The organism is Methanoplanus sp. FWC-SCC4, from assembly GCF_032878975.1.
In the GTDB taxonomy this organism is placed as follows: Archaea; Halobacteriota; Methanomicrobia; order Methanomicrobiales; family Methanomicrobiaceae; genus Methanochimaera; species Methanochimaera problematica.
In genome coordinates this window covers 628,292-644,350 of the sequence record NZ_CP043875.1, presented here as the reverse complement: position 1 = coordinate 644,350, position 16,059 = coordinate 628,292, and the positions used below count along the sequence as shown (strand labels likewise).

Here is a 16,059-nt window from a genome sequence, read left to right as displayed (position 1 = left end):
TCATTGAATCTCAATACCCTTGCTTGAGCTTACGGACAATTTTTTCAGATGAATCTCAAGGACACCGTTTTTGAAAGTACCTGTCGAACCGTCTTCAGTGACATCAACCGGTAATGATACAAGTCTCTTCATTGTACCATAGTTACGCTCCCGCATATAGTATCCGGAATCTTTATTCTCTTCTTCAGTCTGTTCTTCTTTTTCACAGGATATTTCGAGAGTTTTGGAATCAACAAGTTTTGCTTTGATATCCTCCCTCTTTACACCAGGAAGATCTGCAACAACTATTGCCTCATCATCATGATCAAGAACATCAATGCGAAACTCACTGGTTAATGCCGGAAGAAAACGCTGGGTTACGGGATAATTATAACCTCCCGAAAGCCTCTGAGTCAGGCGCTCTTCCATCTCGGCCATCATCTCATCAATTTCATTCCAGAAAGAATGAAACGGGTACATCCCCCTTTTTACCATTTCATATACCCCCTTTTCTTAAATTTTCAGCTTTAAAATGCATCATAAGCATTTCAATAAATTCAATAAATTTTAGAGAGGAGATAGGCTCCTTTCCTTTACGCAGTTTAACCTGCCTGACCCCAATTAATAATTTTAAATATATATATGAATGCTTTGCAACCAAATAGTCGGGACAAACTCAAATTAGATACATGCACTTTTTTATCTTTAGCAAATCAGATCATATATAGATGAAAAAAAAGGGGACTAAAAAAGATACAGACTGGCAAAAAACACTTTCCAGAGCATTTATAGTATTTATTCTGGTATCGTGCGTTGTCGGTTTTTCACTTACCTTTTCATTCTTCTCTGTATTCAAGAAGGCTGAAAAAGGCAATTACGTAATTGTGGATTATACATTAAGTTACGAAGACGGGGCACCAATAATCTCTTCATCACAGGCTGTTGTGCAGAACGCATACAAAAACGGTTACCCGGTTGCACTCACCCAGCCACTTGTGCTTCAGGTAGGCGCCCTTCAGGAAGAGAAGATAATTCCTGTTGAAACATACATATATCCGGATGGAATGAAACAATACGCTTTGTTCGACCTTGAACTCAATACAATCAGCGCAGACATTGAGGGAATGGGTCAGAATGATGTCAAAAAAATAAATCTGGACTTTGCACCAACACTGACCACAAACATGTCAGGAACGGTTTATGATGCAATCGGCGGAAACTTCAGTGAGGCTCAGGTAGGAATGATTGTGCCTCTGGCATTTTCATACAACCCGGAACTAAGTGAAAATGAAACAGATACAAATACGTCCGTTAAATTAGAGAGACCTTCAATAATTACTGAAAAAACTGATGACACATTAATTCTAAGATACGGATATGCCGTAGCCGATGTTCAGATCAAAGAAATAAGATAATTTTTCAAAATATTAGCGGGATTTAATCCCATAAACCCGCTTTATTTTCCTTGCATAAGCTTTCCAGCCTTCTTTTCTCATCATTGCACCATCTCTGAGTTTAATGTGAGTAACTTTATACCGGTATTTTCCTGTCTGGTAAACATCACCGATTATAAAATCTTCTTCTCCGTCAGATTCTACATATAAGGGAATTGTTTTCCTTCCATCGTGATATGATACCTTTACAAGAACTTTGTCGACAACACGGGTCCACAATGTATCAATGTCTTTTGAAACTGCTCTTTTCTTCCTCTTATCCTCAATTTCAATTGCCGTAACCTCAACACCAACGGGTTCACCGTCAACCTCACCAACAAGAAGATCTCCAAGGGATACAACCTCATCTTCCATTAATTCCACAATCCCTTTTTTAGAATTGTCTTCTACGCTGACAATAGCCTTTACAACTATTTCCTCAGGCTCTTTTTCCTTAGGAACATGGTGTATATTACTGCAGCACTTGCACTGAACCAGAAGATCTCCTGATTCTTTTAATATTTCATGCTCGCACTCGTCACCACATCCGGGACAAAAATATTCGGGATACATTGAATACATAATTGTGTAATATTATGAGATATATTCTCCCAACAAAACAGGCATGAATTTAATATCAAATATTTTCGTGGATTCATATGAGTACCAAAAACAATTTACAAATGAAAGCGACAGAGATAATAAAATGCCGCGGACATTACAATATAAGGGCAGAACATCCCTCAACCTTTGAAATAACAAAAGAAGAGCATCTCAGTGAAAAGGGTACCTGCATAATTGGAATAGGCGCCGATAAAGGCGCTCTTGATCTGTCACCTGAATTTAAAAAAATTCTGGCTGATGACAGATCTGAATTAACGATAAAATTCAGGGTGAAATCAAATGAATTTACTATTCTTGCATTTGGTTCTTCAAAAATGACATTTGAAAATCATACAGACATGGTCTTTAGAAGAAGCGCTTTTGTATGTGGAAGAACTGTCGCTATTTATTCTGATCATGTTGCAAAGACATTTCCAAGAGAAATTATTGAATTATTACAAAAAGAAGAGGAAATGATCATTGAGATGAGCGCTTCTATCGATCCTGAAGCTCTGTCACCTTCAGTTCCGCCTCTTCGAGAATTTTTTCACAGTTTTGAAGAAGTTGAATGCCGCGCTCATAAAGTTTCAGACTCTCATCAAGAGTGATATCTCCATTTTCAATTTCATAAATTATTTTTTTTAATTCCTGAATTTGATCTTCATAATTTTTCTTCATAATAGATCTCCTTAATCAGCGCATCGCCGGAACCGTCTTTCATATAAAATGTTACCAGATCCCCTTTTTTCATTTCCGACACTGAATTTAATATATTTTTTCCGGATTTTATCATACAAAATCCTCTTTTGAGGGGATATGAAGGATCAAGCCCTTCAATCTTTGCCCGGATATTTTTTAGATTTAATTTTTCAACAGAGATTCCTGAATTGATACCTCTTTGAAGGCGGCCTGCGTATTCATCAAGCCTTTCATATTGTTCATTTACGAGTCTTTCAAGACGGCGGGGATGAAGACGGGAGCAAAGGTTTTCCAGGTGTTTTTGTTCTTTTTCAATACTTCCTAAAATACCCGTATCAAGAGATTTTCTAAGATACTGCATTTCTTTGAACAGATCATTAATGTCAGGCACAACAATTTCAGCCGCAGCAGAAGGAGTTGGCGCCCTTATATCTGCTGCCAGGTCACAGAGCGTATAGTCTACCTCATGACCCACTGCACTGACTATGGGAGTTTTACAGCCCGCAACAGCACGGACGACGTCAGGATGATTAAATGCAAAAAGATCCTCAAAACTTCCCCCACCTCTTCCAACAATAATCGCATCAACCAGGCCGTCAATCCTGTGTATTGCATCTGCAATTTCAATATGTGCAAAATCTCCCTGAACTTTTGCAGGTGAGATGATGACTTCCACAGGATAGCGCCTCTCAATCACATTTTCTATATCCCTTCTTGCAGCACCGACAGGAGATGTTACAACTCCTACTTTCATTGGGTATTTGGGGAGCGGTTTTTTCCGCCATTCTTCAAAAAGACCTTCATTAAAAAGATCATTTTTCCATTTCATTACTAAAAGATGCTTATCACCTTCTCCGGCCGGCACCATATCTCTGGCAATGAACTGATACTTCCCGTGAGGTTCGTAAACTTCAATTGAACCATAAATTTTTACCTTAACACCATTTTGAGGAGCATAGTCAAGCTCCCTTGCAGCACTTCTCCACATTGTACAATTCAGGATGTAGGTTTTCTGATTTCTAATCTCAGTAAGAGAAAAATAAAGATGACCAGACGTATGTCGCTTAAAATTGGTTATTTCGCCTTCAACCCATATGCTTCTTAAAGATTCATCATCAAGAAGTTTTTTTATCTCACCTGATACTTCAGAAACGGTTTTAACCGTTTTTTCATCATCCAAAGTACCTGTTCCAAACCAATCCATTTACAAATAGATAATATGACTTTATGGATAATATGAATTTAGCATAATAATATGCGAAACTAACTTCACAGACTTTTTCAGGAAAAAGCAATAAAAGATCAAATTATTTTTTTGAAAAATGATATATTTCAGGAAATTTACACATTTTATATGGATTATAAATATTGTCCTTACTGCGGAGAATCTGTTAATGCAGGTGAACAAAACTGTAGAAGTTGCCATGCAGAAATTCCCCTGAATATTTCGCAGTTAAAAGTTCCCCTGGTATCAGTATTTCTATCGGCACTTTTCCCGGGATTCGGACAGGTTTATAATGGAGATTCTCTATTCAAAGGGCTTTTAATTTTTTTTGGATGTGTAGCAGGTTCATTTTTTTTCCTGATCCCCGGCCTTGTCATCTGGATCTATGGAATGTATGACGCATACTCTGTTTCTGAAAAAATGAACAAAAGAGAAATTGCCTATAAAGAAACAAAAAACAGAGACCTGGTTCTGATGATATTGATTCCTTTGATATTTATGCTCATTTTGATGTTTATATCAATATATGTTGCATTAATGATTTATGGAAGTATAAATCAGGTCATTCCCGGAATGGATTATCTTTCAGATCCTCAAATATACATAAATGAATTACAATAATTCAATATCATTACATTTCAGGAAATACCAAAAGAAATCTTGAAAGACTTTATCAAAATAAACTTTTTCTAAGATGAAACATAATTTCAGGATCATAGTATGGCCAGATATTCGGTTTCAAGCATGTTTTTCCATGAATACAATATTGAAGAGATATTCGGCTTTGTAAAATCTGCAGGGTGTACCTCTATTGAATTCTGGCTTGAAACACCGGATTTCTGGCTTGATGAACTTCCGGCAGATAAATTAAAAAAAATAATTGATAAATACGGATCACTAAAACCGATAACAGTCCACGCACCGGTCCTTGATTTAAACCCCTGTTCAGTAAATCCGGATGTGGCTGAAATATCAATTAGAACTGCTGAAAAATCAATAAATATTTCAGAATATATCGATGCAGAGGTATTAACTGTCCATCCTGGCAGAAGAACTGCAAAAAGACCTCCAGACGAAAGGGATTTTAAAAGGCTCAATCGTTATATAAGACGGCTTGAAACAGCCTCCGAAGGTAAAAAAGTAAAAGTTGCAATCGAAAATATGCAGCCCAAAATTAACGGACTCCTATGCAACCCCGAGTCCTTATATAAGCTTTTGAAAAAAGAAGAATGGCTCTATTTTACATTTGATATCGGCCATGCACTATCCGTGTCAAACGAAGAAGCCATAAGGTATATTGATCTGCTGATTGACAGGATTGAAAACGTACATGTAAGCGCTTCATCAAACGGGATTGCGCATCTTCCTTCAAAAAATAATAATAATGTTGGTGAAATAATATCCTGTCTGTTTGATTATGGATACAAAAAACATCTGACAATCGAAATTGAAGACCTCAATTTTGAAAAAAAGCTCAGTTCTTTAGAGAAGATAAATCTTCTAAAAAAAGAGATCGAATACATAAAAAAATGGATTAATTGAAGTTATAAATGGTGCAGACATTTTTAAAAGAAAATAAAAATTGAATCAACAAAATAATTTATATCCTGTAAAGATCAAACTAGAAAATGATAATTCGTATATGAATAGAGGAAATATAATTGCCGCAAATGTGGCGTGGAAACAATGATTGAGGAAAGCTTAGGAATAATACTTTTTGTAATTTGCCTGTTGCTTTCCGGTTTTTTTTCCGGATCTGAAGTTGCCTTGATTTCTATAAATCATGCAAAGGTCAGAACTCTTCTTGAACAGAATAAAAGAGGAGCACTGGCACTGGAAAAATTAAAAGAGAATACCGATCACCTTTTAATAACAATTTTAATTGGCAACAATGTTGTAAATATTGCAGCCGCCTCAATTGCAACTGCAATTGCTATTGATGTCTACGGAAATATCGGAGTAGGAATAGCTACAGGTTTTGTAACCATTATGATGCTTATTTTCGGAGAAATAGGTCCTAAAACCTATGCTGCAAGAAATCCGGAAAATGTTGCCCTTTTCGTTGCGAAAGCCGTGCTTATTATATCTTACATCCTGACACCAATTCTCTGGATATATGATGGTTTCAAAAAACTATTCAAAATAGAAGGAAATTTTGGAAATCCTCTTGTTACTGAGGAAGAGATTAAGCAGTGGATAGATGTTGGTGAAGAAAGCGGTACAATTGAAGAGGAAGAGCATGAAATGCTTTACCGGGTATTCCGGTTTACTGATACAATTGCAAGAGAAGCTATGACTCCGCGAGGGGATGTTGTGATGATAAATGAAGATTCATCCCTGGATAAAGCAATTGATCTCTTTAATGAAACCGGTTTTACAAGGATTCCGGTCTATCACCAGCAGATAGACAACATCATAGGTGTCTTAAATGTAAAAGATGTATTCTCTGCGATATTTCATAAAAAAACAGAAGTTGGAATACGCCAGCTTGTATATGAACCAGCATTTGTTCCAGAAAGCAAGAAAATTGATGAACTCCTGAATGAACTTCAGATAAGAAAAACACACCTTGCAATTGTAGTTGATGAATATGGAACATTTGCAGGTGTCATCACAATGGAGGACATACTGGAGGAATTAGTTGGAGATATACTTGATGAATTCGATGTAGAGGAACCACAAATTCAGATTGTTGATGAAGGCGTTTATTTAATAGATGCAGGAACATGGGTTGATCGTATAAACGATGAAATCCCCGTAAACCTTCCGACAGATGAATCATATGAATCAATCGGCGGTCTTCTTATTGATCACCTGGGCCACATCCCAAAGAGAGGAGAGGTAATCAATCTTGAAAACGACATTCAGATGACAGTTATGAAAATGAGAGGCAGAAAAATTGTCACTATCAAACTTTCGCTGAATAAAGAAAAACAGAGTGAATAACAATAAATATTCATTTTTTAAATACAAACAATTTATCATGAAAAATATTGCTGTGCTTGCCTCAGGAAGAGGATCAAATTTTCAGGGAATTATTGACGGCATAAATTGCGGCAAAATCAATGGAAAGCTTGTATGCCTTATCACTGATAAACCGGATGCCTATGCAATAACCAGAGCAAAATCCAATAATATACCGGTTATTGTCATTGATTTCTCCTTATTCAAATCACGGGAAGATTACAACAGGGCCTTAAACAAAGCAATGCTTGAAGCCAAAGCAGATCTCTTTATTCTCGCGGGTTATATGCGCCTTTTGGATGATGAAACGGCAAAAACCTTTTCGGGCAAAATGATTAATATACATCCAGCCCTCCTTCCTTCATTTACAGGGCTCAAAGCTCAAAAACAGGCAATAGAGTATGGAGTTAAAGTCGCAGGGTGCACTGTTCATTTTGTAGATGAAGGTATGGACACAGGCCCGATCATACTTCAGCATGTTGTTCCGGTTTTTGATACGGATGATGAGGAAAAATTATCTGAAAGAATACTAAAAGAAGAACATATTGCACTTCCAAAGGCAGTTGAATTATTTTGCAATGATAAAATTAAAATCGAAGGCAGAATTGTCAGAATACTTCCAGAATAAAAAAATTAAAACTTCCATTTCTATTATAAATTTTTAAATACAATATATCAGGACTCAGGATAAGAATTCACCAGAGGGATTTAAAAGTCTTATGGCCAGAAAAAAAGACAAAACGCAACAGAGAGAAATTGCACGTGAAAGAATTGCACGCCTCTTTTATATGGCAAAGATATTTTATAAAGACAATCCTTCACTCAGTGACAACTGCGTAAAACATGCACGTGTTATCTCAATGAAACACCGCATAAGAATACCCAAACCTTATAACAGGCAATATTGCCGGAATTGTTACAGATTTCTAGTACCCGGTGACAATCTGAAAGTCAGGATACACAGGAAGAAAGTGATTATGACCTGTAGTAAATGTGGTTATATGCGTAGATATCCTATTTTGGAGAAGAAAGAAAAATGACCGATAAAGATCTGAACAGAAAAATAAATCTATTGAAGGCTACACTTTGGATCGGTAAAAAAGGATGTACCGATAGCACCATTGAAGAAATTCGCCGCCAGATTAAAGACAGCAGCATCATTAAAGTGAAATGGCTCAGAAGTACAGACATTGATCCTGAACAAATTGCAGCATTGAGCAATGCTGAATTAGTGCAGGTACGTGGAAGAACCATGGTTCTTAGAAGAAATAAAGAAAGAAAATAAAATGACTTTTTTTATGCAGTCTCAAGACAGCTCTCAAAAGATATAAAAACATATCTTTACAATATATAGAGACTGCTAATGAGCCATGAAAGTGGCTTTGCCATTAGCATGACAACCTGAATCATTTGAATGATAATGGTTGAGCACAAATTAAAGAGTGGTTATAAAATGACAACAGTATATGATATCCCACCAGATGTCTTAATCGAGAAAGTGGCTGGTGAGCTTGAAAAGCTCGATGCGATCGAGACTCCAGAGTGGGCTAACTTTGCCAAAACCGGTGTCCACAAACAGATGCCACCAAAAGATGAAAAATGGTGGTTCAAACGTGCAGCATCAATTCTGCGCCGTGTGTATGTTGACGGACCAGTAGGTGTCCAGAGACTTAGATCATTCTATGGTGGTAAACAGGACCGCGGTTCAAAACCATACCAGTTCAGAAGAGGATCAGGTTCAGTAACCCGTAAGGCTCTTCAGCAGCTTGAAGCAGCAGGTTTCGTTGAGAACACCAAAGACGGACGTGTAGTTTCTCCGGCAGGAAGAGCGTTCATCGATGGTGTTGCGCATAAAGCAAAAGAGAGTGTTGTAGAAACAATTCCAGGTCTGGCAAAATACTAAGGTGATTCAAAGATGGGTGATGAAGAGCTTGCCAATATTCGTAAAAAACGTATGGAAGAACTCCAGCGTCAGCAGATGAATCAGGGTTCGATGGAAGAAGAGATGCAGCGTCAGAAACAGGCAGAAGCACAGCTTCACCTGGTCCTCATGCAAATACTGGAACCGGAAGCCCGTGAGCGTTTAAACACCATCAAAATGACAAAACCTGAGTTTGCCAAGGCTGTCGAACAGCAGCTTGTGATGCTTGCACAAAGCGGCAGGCTAAACAACCGCATTTCAGATGAACAATTAAAACATCTGCTAAGACAGCTTGTACCGGAAAAGAAAGATTATAACATCACACGCAGGTAATGAAAGCCGGAATACTTTTCAGCGGAGGAAAAGACAGTTCTCTTGCAGCATTAATGCTTTCAAGAGACTATGAAGTGGAATTAAACACCTTTGTCTTTGATAAAAATCATGACATATCAGGTGTAGAAACCGCGGCAGAAGTCTTGCAGCTTCCATTGATAAAAAGAGTATTCAGCGGGGAACTGATTGATGTTGTGATGGAGATGATGGTTGAGAGCGGATATCCAAACGATGCCATCAACCTTGTGCATAGGAACGCCATCAATACTCTTTCAAAAGAGTATGATGTTATAGGAGATGGAACACGCCTGAATGATCGTGTACCCATGCTGGATTATGCTGAAGTCCAGAGACTTGAAGCAAAAGAAAACAGCGCTCTCGTGCGGCCTCTGCTAGGATTTGGGAGAAGAGAAGTCAACCGCCTGGTCGAAAAACACTTCATTGTTAAATACGGTGAAACAGGTGAGATCAAAAACGGGGACTATGAAAATGAAATCCGTGCAGCATTCAATGCAAAGGGTCTTGATCCTCACAAAATATTTCCCAGCCACCATCAGCAGTCACTCGTTGTTGGCAGACCTGCCACATTTAAAGTGGTGAAATAATATGAGTAAAGTTACAAAAGCAAGAAAAATAAGATTGGCTAAAGCATGCGAGCAGAATCGCCGTGTGCCTGCCTGGGTAATGATTAAAACAAAGCGGAATGTTGTAACTCACCCTATGAGACGCAACTGGAGACGCAGTAAACTGAAGGTGTGATAAAAATGGCAGACATTTTAAAAGAGCAAATATACATCATCCCTCTTCGCGATGTAAAGAAGGCTCCACGCTGGAAGCGCAGCCCAAAAGCGATCAAGGAAATTCGTGCTTTCCTCGCAAAGCACATGAAAAGTGAAGACATAAAACTGGACTCCAGCATCAATGAAAAGATCTGGGAACGTGGAAGCGAAAAGCCGCCCCGTAAAGTACGTGTCCGTGCAATGAAATTTGAGGACGGCCAGGTTCAGGCTGAACTTGCCGAAGAGTAAATATGACAGAAACGATCGACTTCACCGGTGATGAGAATATCGGTGTATACACACGCGTATTTGAAGATCATGCATTCGTTCCTTTGAATGCACCGGAAGAATATGTTAGTGTTTTAGAGAAGAGACTTGGTGTTGAGGTAGTAAAAACCACAATACAGGGAAGTTCGATCATAGGCTCATTACTTGTTGGAAACAGTAATGGAATGATTACAAGCGGTCTTGCAACTGCTGAAGAATCAGAGATCCTAAAAAGCTACGGCAATGTTATGTTTCTGAGCAGAACAATGAATGCTGCCGGAAACATAATTCTTGCAAACGATGAACTTGCAGTAGTTCACCCCGGCACGCCGGAAAGAGTTGTAGAAAAGATCTCTGATTTTCTTGACGTTCCTGTATTAATGATGACAATTGGAGGTATTCCCACAGTAGGAATGGCTGCCGTTGCCACAAACACAGGAATACTTGTAAGCCCTGGAATTACTGCACAAGAATTGAAAGAGCTTGAAGAGATTGCAGGAGAACTTCCCATCGGTACAGGTACTGTTAACATGGGAAGCAGTCTTGTTGGAACAGGACTTCTTGCAAACAGCAAGTCATTCATTGCAGGATCTTCAACAAGTGGTTATGAGCTTGGAAGAATAGAAGACGTATTTGGCTTTGTTTGAGGAGTGTATTTATTATGGCAGACCAGAAATATGAGGTGAGCGGTGAATTCAAAAATGGCTATGATTATCAGCCATTTAGAAAAGTTATTGCTGCACCTAATGAAGCACAGGCTTCCGAAAGAACATTTGCAATCATCGGAAGTAAACACAGATTAAAGAGAAATTATATCAAAATTAACGGCATTACATTGATCGATGGTGAGTAACGTGGAAAACGTTGACCCTCGTGAAGTGCAGATGCTTCAGCAGTACTTAAACGAGTTTAGTCAGGAAATTGAAGCCTATTCCGCACAGTTACAAATGCTGGAACAGCGCAGAATAGAATCCCTGACGGCAGTTGACACAATCAATACAATCAAGGAAAACCCCGATAACACAGTTCTTCTCCAAATCGGAGGAGGAGCATCACTGAAGGTTAAGATCGTTGAAGCAGATAAAACTCTGTTAAACATCGGTTCAGACGTAATTGTTGAACGCAATTACGATGAGACCTCTTCATATCTCAAAGACCGTGTTAAAGAAATGGAAGCACTTGAGAAGAAAATAACAGAATCAATTTCACAGCTCCAGAAACAGGCAAAAGAAATTGCAAAAAAAATTGAGTCTGCATACAAGCAGATGCAGGCCTGAATTATTCACAGGGGCCCTGATCAGTTATGTTCAAGTCGCTCAAAGAAAAACTAAAAAATGTTTCTAAAAAATTCGGTTCACACATTGATGATGTAATCGAAAAGGAAAGTACAGAGATGGTGCAGGAAAGCACCCCTGTAACTTCTCAAATAGAAACTGAAACCGTACCTGCACAACAGGAACCAAAAGAACCATCTGAGACTTCTTTTAAAGTATTACCAGAAACTGAATCTCCAAAAAAACCGAAGTTCAGTGAAAAGATTAAAGTGCTTATCAAAGAGCATGAAATTCTTCTTTCAGAAAAAGATATCAGTGAACCTCTTGATGAACTGGAAATTATTCTTCTGGAAAATGATGTTGCCTTTGATGCCGTCGATTCTATCATTAACCATATGAGAGAAGACCTGATCGGCAAAAAAAGAAAGATCAGGACCTCATCAGAGGACTTTGTTATTGAGGCTTTAAAAAATGCTCTTCTTGATGTTCTTGGAGAAGGATTTTCACTTACAAATTACATTGACACACATGAAAAACCTGTAAAAGTACTTTTCACAGGAGTAAATGGTGCCGGGAAAACAACCACAATTGCAAAAGTGGCGCATTTCCTGAAAAGTAATGGCTACTCTGTCGTAATTGGTTCAGGTGATACCTTCCGTGCAGGCGCAAATGAACAGATGAGAACCCATGCAGAACGCATTGGTGTAAAAGTAATCAGCCATCAGGAAGGAGCAGATCCTTCAGCTGTTTTGTTCGACGCTGTAAGTTATGCGAAAGCCCATAATATCGATGTTGTGCTTGCAGATACAGCAGGCCGTTTCCATAACAGGGCAAACCTGATGAATCAGCTTGATAAAATCAAGAGAGTCATGCAGCCTGACATTGTCACATATGTAGATGAGGCAGTTGCAGGAAATGATGCTGTTATCAGAGCAGAGGAATTCAACAACACTGTCGGAACAGACACAGTTGTACTCACAAAAGCAGATATGGATACAAAAGGCGGCGCTGCAATCTCAATTACCCACACCATAAAAAAACCAATTATGTTTCTTGGTGTAGGTCAGGGATACGATGATGTAATACCTTTTGAACCCGAAAGATTAGTTAATGAACTTCTGGGAGCTGAAAACTAATGCTTGATCGCCTCGGTACCGGTCTTAAAGATGCAATGAAAAAACTGGCAGGTAAAACTGTCATAGACAAGGCAGCCGTAGATGAGCTTGTAAAGGATTTACAGCGTGTTCTTCTTCAGTCTGATGTGAACGTCAAACTTGTTATGGGACTTTCAAAGGCCATCAAGAGCCGTGCACTTGAAGAAGAACCACCAAAAGGAATGAGTGTCAGAGAACATGTTCTCCGCATTGTCTATCAGGAACTGGTAAACCTGATGGGGAAGGATGTCACAGTAACCCTCGGTCCGCAAACAATTTTAATGGCAGGTCTTCAGGGCAGTGGTAAGACAACCACTACCGGAAAACTTGCAAGATTTTTTCAAAGGAAAGGTCTCAGGGTGGGGGTTATCTGTGCAGACGTTTTCCGTCCGGGAGCATATGATCAGCTAAAGACACTCTGCAATAAAATCAATGTTCCCTGTTATGGCGAACCTGGTGAAACTGACGCTGTAAAAATCGTACAAAACGGTATTCCGGAACTAAAAAATTCCGAGGTCCTTCTAATAGATACACAAGGGCGCCATGCTCTTGAAAATGAGTTAATTGACGAAATCATTGCACTCAATGAACTTACAAAAGCCACACACAGATGGCTTGTCATTGATGCCGCACTGGGTCAGCAGGCCCGTGAACAGGCAGCACGTTTTCATGAAGCAATCAACATTGACGGCGTCATAATAACAAAGATGGACGGTACCGCAAAAGGAGGCGGTGCCCTTTCGGCAGTTGCAGAAACAGGTTCGGGAATTGTTTTCATTGGAAGTGGAGAGACAATAGAAGATCTCGAACGCTTTGATCCAGACAGCTTTATTTCCCGTCTTTTGGGTATGGGAGATCTTCATTCGCTAATCGAACGTGCTGAAGAAGCAATAGGCGATCAGGAGATCGATGTTAATGCTATGATGAAAGGAAAATTCACCCTTCGTGATATGTATAAACAACTTGAATCCCTCAAAAAGATGGGTCCCTTAAAGCAGGTTATGTCTATGCTTCCATTAGGCGGCGTCGAAATCCCACAGGATGCCTATGATGTAACCGGAAAAAAGATGGAACGCTATAAAATTATAATGGATTCGATGACTTCCGAAGAGTTGGACAATCCGTCAATGATCAGCGGTTCACGTGTCCAGCGTATATCACTGGGTGCCGGTGCAACTCCCGAAGAAGTCAGGGAACTCCTGAAATATTATAAAACAATGCAGCGTACTCTCAAAGGATTCCGCGGTATGGGTGGCAAATTCAACATGCAACGGATGATGAAGAAATTTGGCGGGATGTAAAGTTGACAAAACGTTTTTTGGTTGTGGGGCATAAAGCCTGCACAACAGGCGATTTTTCCCTCAATGACATGCCCGGCGGTGCCGGAAGGATGGATGTACTTTGCAGATGTGTCAACTCATGTTTTTTTCTATCACATGATTTAAGGCATGATGTTGAATGCTTCCTGGTCCTGCTTGGGGAACCTGAACCTCCGAAAACAATTCTTATCAAAGGAAATGAAGTTCGTTACTTAAGTCCTGATGAAAGAAGTGCCGGTTCACTTATAAAAAAAGCCCTTAATCTACCATGCGGAGAAAGCTTCAGGGAATCTACAAAAGGAATCTATGTCAGAAAAGGAAACTTAAAACGCCTTTTGGAAGAATATGATTTCGCGCTCCTTGATGAAAACGGAAAAGACATCAGGGCTATTGATCCAGTACCGGAATCTTTCATCCTCTCTGATCATCATAACTTCACAGAGGAAGAAGAAGAAATGATAAAAAATCTCCCGAAAGTATCGGCAGGTCCGAAAATCCTGCACGCTGATCATACAATCACAGTGATACTCAACGAAATGGACAGGAGAGAAACTTAAATGACTGATATACTGAAACAGGTTCAGGAGATACTTGAATACGGCCCAATCTGTGATCATTGTCTTGGCAGAATGTACGGCAAAAGTTCACATGGCCTTGGTAATGAAGAAAGGGGAAAAGCCCTGAGGATTGCACTGGCCCTTCTTAACAATACACCTTACATTAAAGAAGAAGAAACATGCTGGATATGCGGTAATCTTTTTGACAAAACCGATTTATGGGCTGAAAAAATAAAAGATGCCCTAAAAGACATCGAGCATGAGACAATTCTTGTAGGATGCAAGGTTCCTCCGCTTGTCACTGAAAGCGAGGAGATGGTATGGACTGATCTCTCTTTGCAGTCTCCCGAACCTATTAAGGCTGAATTTAACAGGGTAACCGGAAAAGCTGTAACAGCCCTAACAGGCAGCGAGGTAAACTTCAAACGTCCCGATATTGTCATAGTCTGTGACATTGGATCTGAAGAAGTAGATGTCCAGATAAACCCACTTTATATCTATGGAAGATACTGTAAATATGAACGGGGTATCCCACAGACAAGGTGGCACTGCAGGGAATGCCGAGGCAAAGGCTGTGAAAGATGTAACTTCACAGGCAAGATGTATCAGGATTCAGTTGAGGAGCTTATCGGCAATCCGATTCTCGAAGTTTGTGATGCCAAAGATGCGGTCCTTCATGGTGCCGGCAGGGAAGATATTGATGCAAGGATGCTCGGTACCGGAAGGCCCTTTGCCCTTGAAATAGTAGAACCAAAGATCAGAAGCGTATCATTAAAAGAACTTGAAGCGCTTGTAAACAAAAGCGCTGAGAACAGGGTTTCAATTACTTTGGATCATGTAAGTGACAGACATGAGGTGGAAACCCTTAAATCCGGAAAAGCTCATAAGAAGTACAGCATTCTGGTAGAAGTAGAAGGCGATATTTCAATAAATGACGTTAAATCTGCCCTTGCCGACCTGAAAGGGACGACAATAAACCAGCGCACCCCCGAAAGGGTGTCCCACCGCAGGGCAGATAAAGTCAGAAAACGCCAATGCATTGATATAGAGTGCGAAGGTGTTGAGGATGGTAAATTCAGGATTTATGTTCTTGGAGATGCCGGACTTTACATCAAAGAACTCATATCAGGTGATGAGGGCAGAACAAAACCAAGTCTGACTGAAAAACTTGGATGTTCAGCTCATGTTACCAGTCTTGATGTAATAATGGTTGAAGGGGTTGTCCCCGAAAATCAGAATGAAGTGGAGAGATAAAAATGGCACATCATAATGGTCAGAGAAAAAAGACTCGCTATAAGTACAAAAAAGCACTCAGAAGACGTGGTCTCGCACCAGTAACATCTGTTATTCAGCAGTTTGACGAAGGACAGAAGGTACACATTGTAGTAGATCCAAGTGTACAGCTTGGTATGCCACACCGTAGATTCCACGGAAAAACAGGCATAATCCTTGGCAAACAGGGACGCGCATGGGTTCTTGAGATTAGCGATGGAAACTCAAAGAAAGTTGTCATCTCAAGACCGCAACATCTAAAACCACAGAAACAATAATC

Annotated in this window: 24 protein-coding genes and 1 pseudogene; 21 read left to right on the top strand and 4 right to left on the bottom strand. The window is 39.5% G+C overall.

What is annotated here, in order from left to right; all coding sequences use genetic code 11:
• Positions 1-474, bottom strand: a complete 474-nt coding sequence (locus tag F1737_RS03255; protein ID WP_317137351.1) for an Hsp20/alpha crystallin family protein — start codon at positions 472-474, stop codon at positions 1-3.
• A 233-nt stretch (positions 475-707) separates the two neighbouring features.
• Between F1737_RS03255 and F1737_RS03250 the strand changes: the two genes are divergently transcribed.
• A complete protein-coding gene (locus F1737_RS03250) occupies positions 708-1,394 on the top strand; it encodes a hypothetical protein (RefSeq protein WP_317137350.1) in 687 nt (228 codons plus the stop codon).
• 12 nt (positions 1,395-1,406) lie between these two features.
• Here the strand turns inward: F1737_RS03250 and F1737_RS03245 are convergent, their stop codons facing one another.
• A complete protein-coding gene (locus F1737_RS03245; RefSeq protein ID WP_317137349.1) occupies positions 1,407-1,994 on the bottom strand; it encodes an HVO_0476 family zinc finger protein in 588 nt (195 codons plus the stop codon).
• 77 nt (positions 1,995-2,071) lie between these two features.
• Here F1737_RS03245 and F1737_RS03240 point away from each other — a divergent pair, with 77 nt between their 5' ends.
• On the top strand, positions 2,072-2,623 hold the full coding sequence (locus F1737_RS03240; RefSeq protein ID WP_317137348.1) for a DUF371 domain-containing protein: 552 nt from the start codon (positions 2,072-2,074) through the stop codon (positions 2,621-2,623).
• Here F1737_RS03240 and xseB read toward each other — a convergent pair.
• Together xseB and xseA are read right to left on the bottom strand one after the other, a co-directional pair.
• Positions 2,577-2,693 (bottom strand): annotated as a pseudogene (gene xseB, locus F1737_RS03235) (exodeoxyribonuclease VII small subunit); the annotation flags it as partial. The gene F1737_RS03240 and the pseudogene xseB overlap by 47 nt on opposite strands.
• The gene (xseA, locus tag F1737_RS03230) at positions 2,677-3,918 is read right to left on the bottom strand and encodes an exodeoxyribonuclease VII large subunit (protein WP_317137347.1); all 1,242 of its coding nucleotides are present in this window, start codon (positions 3,916-3,918) and stop codon (positions 2,677-2,679) included. The gene xseA and the pseudogene xseB, both read right to left, overlap by 17 nt.
• A gap of 150 nt (positions 3,919-4,068) precedes the next feature.
• On the opposite strand from xseA, the gene F1737_RS03225 reads away from it, so the two are divergent.
• The 19 genes from F1737_RS03225 to F1737_RS03135 all read left to right on the top strand — a co-directional run bounded on the left by F1737_RS03225 (position 4,069) and on the right by F1737_RS03135 (position 16,057).
• Entirely contained in the window at positions 4,069-4,560 is a 492-nt protein-coding gene (locus tag F1737_RS03225; RefSeq protein WP_317137346.1) for a zinc ribbon domain-containing protein, read from the top strand.
• A 99-nt stretch (positions 4,561-4,659) separates the two neighbouring features.
• The gene (locus tag F1737_RS03220; protein WP_317137345.1) at positions 4,660-5,481 is read left to right on the top strand and encodes a sugar phosphate isomerase/epimerase family protein; all 822 of its coding nucleotides are present in this window, start codon (positions 4,660-4,662) and stop codon (positions 5,479-5,481) included.
• 144 nt (positions 5,482-5,625) lie between these two features.
• Positions 5,626-6,885 carry a hemolysin family protein gene (locus tag F1737_RS03215; protein ID WP_317137344.1) on the top strand — a complete coding sequence of 420 codons (1,260 nt, stop codon included), beginning with the start codon at positions 5,626-5,628 and terminating at the stop codon, positions 6,883-6,885.
• A gap of 37 nt (positions 6,886-6,922) precedes the next feature.
• A complete protein-coding gene (gene purN, locus F1737_RS03210) occupies positions 6,923-7,531 on the top strand; it encodes a phosphoribosylglycinamide formyltransferase (protein ID WP_317137343.1) in 609 nt (202 codons plus the stop codon).
• Positions 7,532-7,622: 91 nt separating this feature from the next.
• Complete coding sequence (locus F1737_RS03205; protein ID WP_317137342.1) at positions 7,623-7,943, top strand: ribonuclease P protein component 4; 321 nt, start codon at positions 7,623-7,625, stop codon at positions 7,941-7,943.
• Complete coding sequence (locus F1737_RS03200; RefSeq protein ID WP_317137341.1) at positions 7,940-8,188, top strand: YhbY family RNA-binding protein; 249 nt, start codon at positions 7,940-7,942, stop codon at positions 8,186-8,188. Before F1737_RS03205 ends, F1737_RS03200 begins: the two co-directional genes overlap by 4 nt.
• 168 nt (positions 8,189-8,356) lie before the next feature.
• Positions 8,357-8,806, top strand: coding sequence for a 30S ribosomal protein S19e (locus F1737_RS03195; RefSeq protein WP_317137340.1), 450 nt, complete (start codon positions 8,357-8,359; stop codon positions 8,804-8,806).
• A gap of 12 nt (positions 8,807-8,818) precedes the next feature.
• Entirely contained in the window at positions 8,819-9,157 is a 339-nt protein-coding gene (locus F1737_RS03190) for a DNA-binding protein (RefSeq protein ID WP_317137339.1), read from the top strand.
• Positions 9,157-9,762: a DUF7411 family protein gene (locus tag F1737_RS03185; RefSeq protein WP_317137338.1), complete on the top strand. Its 606-nt coding sequence runs from the start codon at positions 9,157-9,159 to the stop codon at positions 9,760-9,762. Before F1737_RS03190 ends, F1737_RS03185 begins: the two co-directional genes overlap by 1 nt.
• A 1-nt stretch (position 9,763) precedes the next feature.
• Positions 9,764-9,916: a 50S ribosomal protein L39e gene (locus F1737_RS03180; protein ID WP_317137337.1), complete on the top strand. Its 153-nt coding sequence runs from the start codon at positions 9,764-9,766 to the stop codon at positions 9,914-9,916.
• A 5-nt stretch (positions 9,917-9,921) separates the two neighbouring features.
• Positions 9,922-10,185: a 50S ribosomal protein L31e gene (locus tag F1737_RS03175; protein WP_317137336.1), complete on the top strand. Its 264-nt coding sequence runs from the start codon at positions 9,922-9,924 to the stop codon at positions 10,183-10,185.
• Between the two features lie 2 nt (positions 10,186-10,187).
• Complete coding sequence (locus tag F1737_RS03170; protein ID WP_317137335.1) at positions 10,188-10,850, top strand: translation initiation factor IF-6; 663 nt, start codon at positions 10,188-10,190, stop codon at positions 10,848-10,850.
• 14 nt (positions 10,851-10,864) lie between these two features.
• Positions 10,865-11,056 (top strand): 50S ribosomal protein L18Ae, encoded by a 192-nt coding sequence (rpl18a, locus tag F1737_RS03165; RefSeq protein WP_317137334.1) that lies wholly within the window; start codon positions 10,865-10,867, stop codon positions 11,054-11,056.
• 1 nt (position 11,057) lies between these two features.
• Positions 11,058-11,480 (top strand): prefoldin subunit alpha, encoded by a 423-nt coding sequence (gene pfdA / locus F1737_RS03160; protein ID WP_317137333.1) that lies wholly within the window; start codon positions 11,058-11,060, stop codon positions 11,478-11,480.
• Positions 11,481-11,506: 26 nt separating this feature from the next.
• Complete coding sequence (gene ftsY, locus F1737_RS03155; RefSeq protein ID WP_317137332.1) at positions 11,507-12,613, top strand: signal recognition particle-docking protein FtsY; 1,107 nt, start codon at positions 11,507-11,509, stop codon at positions 12,611-12,613.
• Positions 12,613-13,932, top strand: a complete 1,320-nt coding sequence (locus F1737_RS03150; protein WP_317137331.1) for a signal recognition particle protein Srp54 — start codon at positions 12,613-12,615, stop codon at positions 13,930-13,932. The genes ftsY and F1737_RS03150 overlap by 1 nt, the downstream gene beginning before the upstream one ends.
• 2 nt (positions 13,933-13,934) lie before the next feature.
• Positions 13,935-14,507 carry a tRNA (pseudouridine(54)-N(1))-methyltransferase TrmY gene (gene trmY, locus F1737_RS03145; protein ID WP_317137330.1) on the top strand — a complete coding sequence of 191 codons (573 nt, stop codon included), beginning with the start codon at positions 13,935-13,937 and terminating at the stop codon, positions 14,505-14,507.
• Positions 14,508-15,761, top strand: coding sequence for a tRNA pseudouridine(54/55) synthase Pus10 (locus F1737_RS03140; RefSeq protein ID WP_317137329.1), 1,254 nt, complete (start codon positions 14,508-14,510; stop codon positions 15,759-15,761).
• 2 nt (positions 15,762-15,763) lie between these two features.
• On the top strand, positions 15,764-16,057 hold the full coding sequence (locus F1737_RS03135) for a 50S ribosomal protein L21e (RefSeq protein ID WP_317137328.1): 294 nt from the start codon (positions 15,764-15,766) through the stop codon (positions 16,055-16,057).
• Positions 16,058-16,059 lie beyond the last annotated feature (2 nt).